Annotated in this window: 11 protein-coding genes; 8 read left to right on the top strand and 3 right to left on the bottom strand. The window is 66.2% G+C overall.

All coding sequences use genetic code 11. From position 1 onward, the window contains the following. The first annotated feature begins 230 nt into the window (after positions 1–230). Both HU735_RS26570 and HU735_RS26565 read left to right on the top strand, forming a co-directional pair. Positions 231–800 (top strand): SPOR domain-containing protein, encoded by a 570-nt coding sequence (locus HU735_RS26570; protein WP_050705215.1) that lies wholly within the window; start codon positions 231–233, stop codon positions 798–800. 137 nt (positions 801–937) lie between these two features. Beyond that, positions 938–1363, top strand: coding sequence for a GTP pyrophosphokinase (locus tag HU735_RS26565; RefSeq protein ID WP_186716447.1), 426 nt, complete (start codon positions 938–940; stop codon positions 1361–1363). 6 nt (positions 1364–1369) lie between these two features. On the opposite strand, the gene HU735_RS26560 is transcribed toward HU735_RS26565, so the two are convergent. The 3 genes from HU735_RS26560 to HU735_RS26550 all read right to left on the bottom strand — a co-directional run bounded on the left by HU735_RS26560 (position 1370) and on the right by HU735_RS26550 (position 3623). Beyond that, positions 1370–2059 carry an endonuclease I family protein gene (locus tag HU735_RS26560; RefSeq protein ID WP_186716446.1) on the bottom strand — a complete coding sequence of 230 codons (690 nt, stop codon included), beginning with the start codon at positions 2057–2059 and terminating at the stop codon, positions 1370–1372. A gap of 6 nt (positions 2060–2065) precedes the next feature. Next, entirely contained in the window at positions 2066–2308 is a 243-nt protein-coding gene (locus tag HU735_RS26555; RefSeq protein WP_050705218.1) for a DUF1654 domain-containing protein, read from the bottom strand. A gap of 226 nt (positions 2309–2534) precedes the next feature. Next, positions 2535–3623, bottom strand: coding sequence for an asparaginase (locus HU735_RS26550; RefSeq protein WP_186716449.1), 1089 nt, complete (start codon positions 3621–3623; stop codon positions 2535–2537). 342 nt (positions 3624–3965) lie between these two features. Between HU735_RS26550 and HU735_RS26545 the strand changes: the two genes are divergently transcribed. The 6 genes from HU735_RS26545 (at position 3966) to rbsD (ending at position 9936) form a co-directional block, all read left to right on the top strand. Continuing rightward, entirely contained in the window at positions 3966–4913 is a 948-nt protein-coding gene (locus HU735_RS26545; RefSeq protein WP_186716444.1) for a sugar ABC transporter substrate-binding protein, read from the top strand. Between the two features lie 131 nt (positions 4914–5044). After that, positions 5045–6598 carry a sugar ABC transporter ATP-binding protein gene (locus HU735_RS26540; protein WP_186716442.1) on the top strand — a complete coding sequence of 518 codons (1554 nt, stop codon included), beginning with the start codon at positions 5045–5047 and terminating at the stop codon, positions 6596–6598. Then, positions 6595–7587, top strand: coding sequence for an ABC transporter permease (locus HU735_RS26535; protein ID WP_186716440.1), 993 nt, complete (start codon positions 6595–6597; stop codon positions 7585–7587). The genes HU735_RS26540 and HU735_RS26535 overlap by 4 nt, the downstream gene beginning before the upstream one ends. A 4-nt stretch (positions 7588–7591) precedes the next feature. Continuing rightward, positions 7592–8617 carry a LacI family DNA-binding transcriptional regulator gene (locus tag HU735_RS26530; RefSeq protein ID WP_186716439.1) on the top strand — a complete coding sequence of 342 codons (1026 nt, stop codon included), beginning with the start codon at positions 7592–7594 and terminating at the stop codon, positions 8615–8617. Between the two features lie 9 nt (positions 8618–8626). Continuing rightward, on the top strand, positions 8627–9535 hold the full coding sequence (gene rbsK, locus HU735_RS26525; protein WP_186716438.1) for a ribokinase: 909 nt from the start codon (positions 8627–8629) through the stop codon (positions 9533–9535). Further along, positions 9532–9936, top strand: a complete 405-nt coding sequence (gene rbsD / locus HU735_RS26520; RefSeq protein ID WP_050705224.1) for a D-ribose pyranase — start codon at positions 9532–9534, stop codon at positions 9934–9936. Before rbsK ends, rbsD begins: the two co-directional genes overlap by 4 nt. Positions 9937–10028: the final 92 nt, after the last annotated feature.

The raw sequence follows: 10028 nt of genomic DNA, 5'->3' as shown, positions 1-10028 counted from the left end.
GCACATAGCTCAGTTGGTTAGAGCACCACCTTGACATGGTGGGGGTCGTTGGTTCGAGTCCAATTGTGCCTACCAAATCAGAAGAGGGCGATCCGCAAGGATCGCCCTTTTTGCTTTCCGCTGTTCGGTGGCCGCCGACACACGTTGCAACCTTCCACCTGCGCCTCATCCCTGCGGCTGTGCTATCCGCTCATGCTAGAATCCGCCCCTTCGAATCTGGAGGTACAGGCGTGCGCAAACTGGCGGTGGTAATGGCGGTGTTGGCCCTGGCGGGCTGTAACAACGAGGTCGAAGGCGTGCACAAGCAGGTGGCCGAACACCTGAACAACCCCAAGACGGCCAAGTTCGCCAACGTGCGCTTCGACACCCAGGGCTCCATCTGCGGCCAGGTGCGCGGCAAGGATGACGCCGGGCAGTACGAGGCCTATCGCAGCTATGTGGCGATCAAGCATGACGGCCAGTACGAGATCCTCATCGACGAAACCGGCAACAACCTGCGCATCCGCGAAGTCTGCGGTGGTGCCGACCTGCAGCGTCGCGCCGAGGCGCTGGCCGAGCAGCCGGCGCCGGAGGGTTGGGACGTCGAGGTGATCCAGGGGCCGAACATGGGCGCCCTGACCGACATGACCGCCCGCCTGATCGAGAAGGGCATTCCGTCCTGGGTCGAGTACCGCGACGGCAAACCGGTGGTGCTGATGGGGCCGTTCCCGGCCAAGGCCGAGGCCGATGCGCGCAAGGCCGAGGTGATGGCCAAGCTGGGTACCGACTCGATCGTCATCCAGCACGGCGTCAAGCGCTGATCGCGACGGCCACATAAATCCCTGTAGGAGCGGGCTTGCCCCGCGATGGCGTCAGAGCAGGCTGCGGTGCTTCCCGGTCAGTCTGTGCAGCAGCAGCTATGCTGTCTACTGCGGGGGTTGAGTGGGGGAGGCAGCTCATGGCGACACTGGAGCGGGCCATTGCGATGGCCATCAAGGCGCATGAAGGGCAGTTCGACAAAGGCGGTGCGGCGTACATCCTCCACCCGTTGCGGGTGATGGAGCGGGTGATCACCCCGGAGCAGCGCATCGTCGCGGTACTGCACGACGTGCTGGAAGACACCCCGCTGACCCTGTCCGACCTCGCCCGCGAAGGTTTCCCGCTGAAGATCCTCGCCGCGCTGCTGGCGCTTAGCCGCCGTGAAGGGGAGAGCTACGAGGCCTTCGTCATCCGCCTGGGTGTCGACCCCCTGGCGCGCCAGGTCAAGCTGGCCGACCTGGCCGACAACAGCGATCTCTCGCGCATTGCCCATCCAGGCCCGGCCGACCTTGCCCGGCTTTGCCGATATCAGCAGGCCAGCGCCTACCTGCAGACACTACAGTGAACGTGCTCAGCCACAAGCCTTGAGGTTGACCGGCCCGACGAACTCATTGCCGCGCCCCATCACGCACGCCACCTGCTGGTTGCGCTGCAGCTCCCAGGCCTGCGGCGGGTAGGTCTTGTTCCAGGCCTCGAACAGCTGGCGGTCCTGCCTGGACAGCCTCAGGTCATACTGCTTGCTCATATAGAAGTAGGTGCGCGCGATCATCCCGCGGATCGACGGGCGCGGCATGACTTTCTTGGCCTTGAAGTCGACCTGGGTCAGGCAGCTGCCGTACTGGCCGTGCTGCTCGGGCAGCCAGCCGAAGCTGAAGTTGCTGCGGTCGCCGTTGACCTCGCCGATGCTCGGCACCAGGTTGTGCAGGTCGGCCTCGGCGCGCTGGTAAACCTTGTCGTGGCGCGTACAGTTCTTGCGCCCGCCATCCTGCCAGCACTGGCGCTGGTGGCCGATCTGCCAGGCCGGGACGATGTGCTCCCATTCGATGCGCGAGGCGCGGTTGAGGTTCTTGCGCGGCGCGTAGCCGCAGGAGGCCAGGTCGACCTTGTTGCCCTTGTACTTGCAGCCGCAATAAAACTCCGTGGACTGCGGCGCGTACAGCTTCCAGGCGACCTTCTTGGCCTCCTGGAAGGTGCGCGGGGCGTCGGCGTGGGCGAGGGGGGTAAGCAGCAACAGGCAGGCGGCGAAAAGCGAAACTCTCATGCGCGGTCAGTCTTCCTTCGGCACGGTCCAGAAAATCTGCACGCCGCCATCGTCGCGGTGGGCGAGGGTGACGTTGTCGTTCTCGGCGATTTCCTCGAGCAGGGTTGCCCAGTCGTCGGGCGACTCGTGCTCCAGGCGGAAGATCAAGGCGGCGCGGCTGCGCTGGGCGGTGGGGCTGTTGATGATCTTCTGGATGCGCTGACCCAGTAGTTCATAAGGGCTTGGCGACGCGGAGGCGGGTTTGGCCACGGGGCTGTTCCTTGTTTTGCTGTATGCGCATACAGTATTTCACTGTAAGCCGTTTCGCAACAGCAGGTAGGATGAAAGCCGTATAAGACCGTGGTAGAGGGATTGGTTCCATTGAAAGCATCGCGGGGCCAGCCCGCTCCCACAAAGTCGTTGCAGACTTGTGGGGGCGGGCTGGCCCCGCGATAGGGTCGGTATGGTCAACATACCAACCCGAGGTGCAGGCCAATCAGTATTCCCAGAAGATCCGCTGCAGCTCCTTGCTGTCCTGGGTCTTGGTCATCGCGACCATGGCCAGGATCCGCGCTTTCTGCGGGTTCAGGTCGTGGGCCACGACCCAGTCGTTCTTGTCGTCAGGCTGTTCGGCGTTGCGCAGCACGAAGCCACCCTGGTTGACGTGGGACGAACGGATGATCTGCACGCCGTCCTTGCGCAGCTCCTGCAGCGCCGGCACCACCCGCGACGATACCGAGCCGTTGCCGGTGCCGGCGTGGATGATCGCCTTGGCGCCACCCTGGGCCAGCGCCTTGTAGGCGGTGTCGGTCACGTTGCCGTAGCCGTAGGCGATGTCCACGGCCGGCAGCTTGCTGATGGTCTTGATGTCGAACTCGGAGTTGACCGTGTGGCGCTTGGCCGGCAGGCGGAAGAAGTACGACTTGCCTTCCACGACCATGCCCAGCGGGCCCCACTGGCTCTTGAAGGCTTCGGTCTTGATGTTGACCGCCTTGCTCACGTCGCGACCGGACTGGATCTCGTCGTTCATGGTCACCAGCACGCCCTTGCCACGGGCGTCCTTGCTGCTGGCCACGGCCACGGCGTTGTACAGGTTGAGCATGCCGTCGGCGGACATCGCGGTGCCCGGGCGCATCGAACCGACCACGATGATCGGCTTGTCGGTCTTCTCCACCAGGTTGAGGAAGTAGGCGGTTTCTTCCAGGGTGTCGGTGCCGTGGGTGATGACGATGCCATCGACGTCCTTGCTGTCGGCCAGTTCGGCGACGCGCTTGCCCAGCTTGAGCAGGTCGTCGTTGCCGATGCTTTCCGAGGCGACCTGCATCACCTGCTCGCCGCGCACGTTGGCCAGGTCCTTCAGCTCCGGCACGCCGGCGATCAGCTTGTCGATGCCTACCTTGGCCGCCTGGTAGGTGGCGCTGTTGGCGGCACTGGCGCCGGCGCCGGCGATGGTGCCGCCGGTGGCGAGGATCACCACGTTGGCGAGTTTCTGTTGTTGCGCGGCTTCCTTGGCGGAAACGGTGGTTGGCAGTACCAGCAGCAGCGCCAGGGCGCTCGGTGCGAAGGTCTTGATAGCGGTTTTCATCATTTCTGCTTCTCTCTTCCTGGAGGAGATGTGCGTTATGTCGCACTGGGGTAAAGGCAGATTTCGTACCAGCAACTACCGTTCGTCGTATTTCATCTTGAAACCCCTGTTTTGACTGGGGGTACTCGAAGCGACCAGAAGGTCAGAGGTGGGTGCGCGTGTTCGGCTGGCCGAATTTTTGCTGGAAAGGTGTTCGGTTTTTCGGACGAATTGCGGATAATCCGACGCGCGTAATCCTAGCTCCCTACGCAATGGATTTGACAAAACCGGCGCCTGTTTCCATAGTTGGTTACCGCAAACGTTTGCGATCCGATAAAAACCACAAGATTCGGAGTCATTTCCATGAAACTGCCGTTCCCCGGCCGTCCGCTGGCCCTCGCCGTTTTCTCGTCGCTGCTGTTCTCCCTGTCCACCGCCCACGCCGAGGAAGCGCCCAAGGTCGCTCTGGTGATGAAATCCCTCGCCAACGAGTTCTTCCGCACCATGGAAGACGGCGCCAAGGCCTACCAGAAAGATCACCCCGACGATTTCACCCTGGTGGCCAACGGCATCAAGGACGAGACCGACACCGGCAACCAGATCCGTATCGTCGAGCAGATGATCGCCACCGGCGCCAAGGCCCTGGTCATCGCCCCGGCCGACTCCAAGGCGCTGGTGCCGGTGATCAAGAAGGCCATGGACGCCGGCATCACCGTGATCAACATCGACAACCGCCTCGACCCTGCCGTACTCAAGAGCAAGGGCATCAGCGTGCCGTTCGTGGGCCCGGACAACCGCAAGGGCGCGCGCATGGTCGGCGACTACCTGGCCCAGCAGAAGCTCAAGGCCGGTGATCAGGTCGGCATCATCGAAGGCGTGCCGACCACCACCAACGCCCAGCAGCGCACCGCCGGCTTCAAGGACGCCATGGAAGCCGCGCAGATGAAGATCGTCTCGGTGCAGTCGGGTAATTGGGAAATCGACAAGGGCAACGCCGTGGCCGCCTCGATGCTCAACGAATACCCCGACCTGAAGGCGCTGCTGGCCGGCAACGACAGCATGGCCCTGGGCGCCGTCTCGGCCGTGCGCGCCGCCGGCAAGACCGGCCAGGTGCAGGTGGTCGGCTACGACAACATCAATGCCATCAAGCCGATGCTCAAGGATGGCCGTGTGCTCGCCACCCTCGACCAGGCAGCCAGCCAGCAGGCGGTGTTCGGTATCCAGGCAGCGCTGAAGATGCTCAAGGGCGAGCAGCCAGGCGTGGATGCCGACAATGTCATCCAGACGCCGGTCGAGCTGATTACCCAGTGATGTTGCGATCCCTGTAGGAGCGGGCTTGCCCCGCGATCACCGGCGTAGCCGGTGCCATGCACCGCGTCGACTGCTTCGCGGGGCAAGCCCGCTCCTACAGGGGTGTTGTGCCAACCTAGGAGAGAATGGCCATGTCAGTACCGGCCAATGAAACCGTGCTAGCCGTCAGCGGCCTGGGCAAGACCTACGCCCAGCCCGTGCTCGGCGACGTCACCCTCGAGCTGCGCGGCGGCGAGGTGCTGGCCCTGACCGGCGAGAACGGCGCGGGCAAGTCGACCCTGTCCAAGCTGATCAGCGGCCTGGAGGTCCCCACCACCGGGCAGATGACCTATCGCGGCCAGCCCTACAGCCCTGGCAACCGCGCCGAGGCCGAGCGCCTCGGCGTGCGCATGGTGATGCAGGAGCTCAACCTGCTGCCCACCCTGACCGTGGCCGAAAACCTGTTCCTCGACAACCTGCCCAGCCGCCTCGGCTGGGTCAACCAGAAGCGCCTGCGCCAGCTGGCCAGCGCGGCCATGGCCCAGGTCGGCCTGGACGCCATCGACCCGGACACCCCCGTGGGCGAGCTGGGTATCGGCCACCAGCAGATGGTCGAGATCGCCCGCAACCTGATCGGCGACTGCCACGTGCTGATCTTCGACGAACCCACGGCCATGCTCACCGCCCGCGAGGTGGAGCTGCTGTTCACCCAGATCGAGCGCCTGCGCCAGCGCGGCGTGGCCATTGTCTATATTTCCCACCGCCTCGAAGAGCTGCAGCGCGTGGCCCAGCGCATCGCCGTGCTGCGCGACGGCAAGCTGGTGTGCGCCGAGCCGATCCAGCGCTATAACAGCGAGCAACTGGTCAACCTGATGGTCGGCCGCGAGCTGGGCGAGCACATCGACCTCGGCCAGCGCAGCATCGGCGCGCCGCTGCTCAAGGTCGACAAGCTCAGCCGTGGCGACAAGGTGCGCGAAGTGTCGTTCGAGGTCAGGGCAGGGGAGATCTTCGGCATCTCCGGCCTGATCGGCGCCGGGCGCACCGAACTGCTACGCCTGATCTACGGCGCCGACCGCGCCGACAGCGGCCAGGTCGCCCTCGGCCAGCCGCCGGTGCCGGTAGCCATCGATTCGCCCAAGGCCGCGGTCAAGGCCGGCATTGCCCTGATCACCGAGGACCGCAAGGGCGAAGGCCTGCTGCTGAGCCAGTCGATCAGCGCCAACATCGCCCTGGGCAATCTCGGTGCAGTGTCCCGCGCCGGGGTGCTCGACCGCGACGCCGAACGTGAACTGGCCGAACGCCAGATCGGCGCCATGCGCATCCGCAGCGCCAGCCCCGCCCAAGCCGTGGGCGAGCTGTCCGGCGGCAACCAGCAGAAGGTGGTGATCGGCCGCTGGCTGGAGCGCGACTGCCAGGTGCTGCTGTTCGACGAGCCCACCCGTGGCATCGATGTCGGCGCCAAGTTCGACATTTATGGCCTGCTTGCCGAGCTTGCCCGCCAGGGCAAGGCCATCGTCGTGGTGTCCAGCGACCTGCGCGAGCTGATGCTGATCTGCGACCGCATCGCCGTGCTCAGCGCCGGCCGCCTGATCGACACCTTCGACCGCGATCATTGGACCCAGGACCAACTGCTTGCCGCCGCCTTCGCCGGCTACCAGAAACGTGATGCCCTGCTGCACGACGCAGCCCCCAGGATGGACGCATGAAAACCACAACAAACACCTCGGCTACTGCGCCCGTGCGCCGCAGCGGCACCTATTTCGGCCTGGGCACCTACCTGGGCCTGGCCGGCGCCTTGCTGGCGATGATCGTGCTGTTCTCGATGCTGAGCAGCCACTTCCTGTCCTACGCCACCTTCAGCACCCTGGCCAACCAGATCCCCGACCTGATGGTGCTGGCGGTGGGCATGACCTTCGTCCTGATCATCGGCGGCATCGACCTGTCGGTGGGCTCGGTGCTGGCCCTGGCCGCCTCGACGGTCAGCGTGGCGATCCTCGGCTGGGGCTGGAGCGTGCTGCCCGCCGCGCTGCTGGGCATGGCCGTGGCGGCGCTGGCCGGCACCGTCACCGGCAGCATCACCGTGGCCTGGCGCATCCCTTCGTTCATCGTCTCGCTGGGCGTGCTGGAGATGGCCCGGGGCCTGGCCTACCAGTTCACCGACTCGCGCACCGCCTACATCGGCGACGCCTTCGCCTGGTTCTCCAACCCCGTGGCCTTTGGCATCTCGCCGGCCTTCATCATCGCCTTGCTGGTAATCGTCGCCGCCCAGCTGGTGCTGACCCGCACCGTGTTCGGCCGTTACCTGATCGGCATCGGCACCAACGAAGAGGCCGTGCGCCTGGCCGGCATCGACCCGCGCCCGTACAAGATCCTGGTGTTCGCCCTGATGGGCGTGCTCGCCGGCCTCGCCGCGCTGTTCCAGATCTCGCGCCTGGAAGCCGCCGACCCCAACGCCGGCTCCGGCCTCGAGCTGCAGGTGATCGCCGCCGTGGTGATCGGCGGCACCAGCCTGATGGGTGGGCGCGGCTCGGTCATCAGCACCTTCTTCGGCGTGCTGATCATTTCGGTATTGGCCGCCGGCCTGGCCCAGATCGGCGCCTCCGAGCCGACCAAACGCATCATCACCGGGGCGGTCATCGTCATCGCCGTGGTACTCGACACTTACCGCAGCCGGCGCGCGAACCGGCGGAACTGAAACCATGGCAACCATCAAAGATGTCGCGGCACTGGCGGGGATTTCCTACACCACCGTGTCCCATGTACTGAACAAGACCCGCCCGGTCAGCGAACACGTGCGCCTGAAGGTCGAGGCGGCGATCGCCGAGCTCGACTACGTGCCCAGCGCCGTGGCGCGCTCGCTCAAGGCGCGCAGCACCGCCACCATCGGCCTGCTGGTGCCCAACAGCGTCAACCCGTACTTCGCCGAGCTGGCCCGGGGCATCGAGGACGCCTGCGAGCGCAACGGCTACTGCGTGATCCTGTGCAACTCCGACGACAACCCGCAGAAGCAGCGCAGCTACCTGCGCGTGCTCCTGGAAAAACGCATCGACGGGCTGATCGTCGCCTCGGTGGGCGAGGACCAGGACCTGCTCGACAGCCTCAGCGGCGTGCGCACGCCAATGGTCATCGTCGACCGCGCCCTGGACGGCGTCGAGGCCGATCTGGTGCGCATCGACCACGAGCAGGGCGCCTACCTGGCCACCCGCCACCTGCTGGAGCTGGGTCACCGCGAGATCGCCACCATCGGCGGCCCGGTGGACACCGGTGTCAGCCAGCTGCGCCTGGCCGGTTTCCGCCGGGCGATGGCCGAGGCCGGCGTGCGCATCGCCCCCGGCCATGTGCTGCACAGCGATTTCACCAGCCCCGGCGGGCATGCCGCCGCGGCGCGCCTGCTCGACGGCGAGCGGCCCACGGCGATCTTCGCCGGCAACGACATGATTGGTTTTGGCGTGTTGCGCGCCGCCGCCGAGCGCAATATCGACGTGCCCGGCGAGCTGTCGGTGATCGGCTTCGACGATATCGAGTTGAGTCGCTACGTGTACCCGGCGCTGACCACGGTCGGCCAGTCGATCCGCGAACTGGGCGAGAGCGCCGCCGGCCTGTTGCTGTCGCGCATCGTCACGCCGCGGCGCGACGGCGCCGCCGAGCAGCGCATCGTCGCCCCGCGCATCGTCTTGCGTGAATCCACCGGGCCGCGCCCGGACCTGTTCAACGATTACCGTTAAGGAATACCCATGGATGCCAAGGTGGTGGTGGTCGGCAGCCTCAACATGGACCTGGTGGCCCGCGCCCAGCGCCTGCCCCGGGGCGGCGAGACGCTGACCGGCGACAGTTTCTTCACCGCGCCCGGCGGCAAGGGCGCCAACCAGGCCGTGGCCGTGGCCCGGCTGGGTGCCAGCGTGGCGATGGTCGGCAACGTCGGTGACGATGCCTATGGCCAGCAGCTGCGTCAGGCGCTGAAGCGCGAGGGCGTCGATTGCCAGGGCGTGAGCCTGTGCGAGGGCGTGTCCAGCGGCGTGGCGCTGATCGTGGTGGATGCCGCCAGCCAGAATGCCATCGTCGTCATTCCCGGCGGCAACGGCCTGCTCGGGCCCGAGTCGGTGAGTCGCTTCGACCACCTGCTGCAGGGCGCCGAGGTGATCATCTGCCAGCTTGAGGTGCCCACTGCCACGGTGGCCTGGACCCTGGCCCGTGGCCGCGAGCTTGGCAAGACCGTGATCCTCAACCCGGCGCCGGCCAGCGGGCCGCTGCCGGCGGAGTGGTATGCCTATATCGACTACCTGATCCCCAACGAGAGCGAGGCCGAGGCCCTGGCCGGGGTGCAGGTCGACGACCAGGACAGCGCCCGTCGGGCGGCCGAACGCCTGCGCCAGCTTGGCGCGGGCAAGGTGATCGTCACCCTGGGCGGTGATGGCGCGTTGCTGGTCGATGCCGCCGGCAGCCGGCATTTCCCGGCGCCCCGGGTGCAAGCAGTGGACACCACGGCGGCCGGCGACACCTTCGTCGGCGGCTTTGCCGCGGGCCTGGCACGCGGCCTGCCCGAGGACGAGGCGATCGGCTTCGGCCAGCGCGCCGCCGCGTTGTCGGTGACCCGTGTCGGCGCGCAGCCGTCGATCCCTTACCTGAAGGAGCTGGCGCCATGAAGAAGACGCCGCTGTTGAATATCGCCCTGTCGCGGACCATCGCCGGGCTGGGCCATGGCGACATCCTGGTGATCGGTGATGCCGGCCTGCCGGTGCCGCCGGGCGTGGAGCTGATCGACCTGGCGCTGACGCCGGGTATCCCGGACTTCGCCAGCGTGCTGCGCGTGGTGCTGAGCGAGATGCAGGTCGAGCGGCATGTGCTGGCCGAGGAGGTGTTCCAGGCTTTGCCGCCGGGGTTGGCCGAGGTCGAGCGGTTGCATGCCGGCGGCGAACTGGGGCAGCGCCAGGTGCTCAGCCATGCCGATTTCAAGACCCTGTGTCGCCAGGCCCGGGCCGTGGTGCGTACGGGGGAGTGCAAGCCCTATAGCAATATTGCCCTGGTGGCTGGCGTTACCTTTTAGACCGAATGCGAGGGCTGCGCCCTCGATCGCGGGGCAAGCCCGCTCCCACGCCAGAACACTCATGCGGTGCTGGCGTGGGAGCGGGCTTGCCC

It is taken from the genome of Pseudomonas sp. BW16M2 (genome assembly GCF_014268865.1).
Classification (GTDB): Bacteria; Pseudomonadota; Gammaproteobacteria; order Pseudomonadales; family Pseudomonadaceae; genus Aquipseudomonas; species Aquipseudomonas peradeniyensis.
The sequence above is the reverse complement of the archived record's forward strand: the minus strand, read 5'-3'. Positions and strand labels throughout refer to the sequence as shown.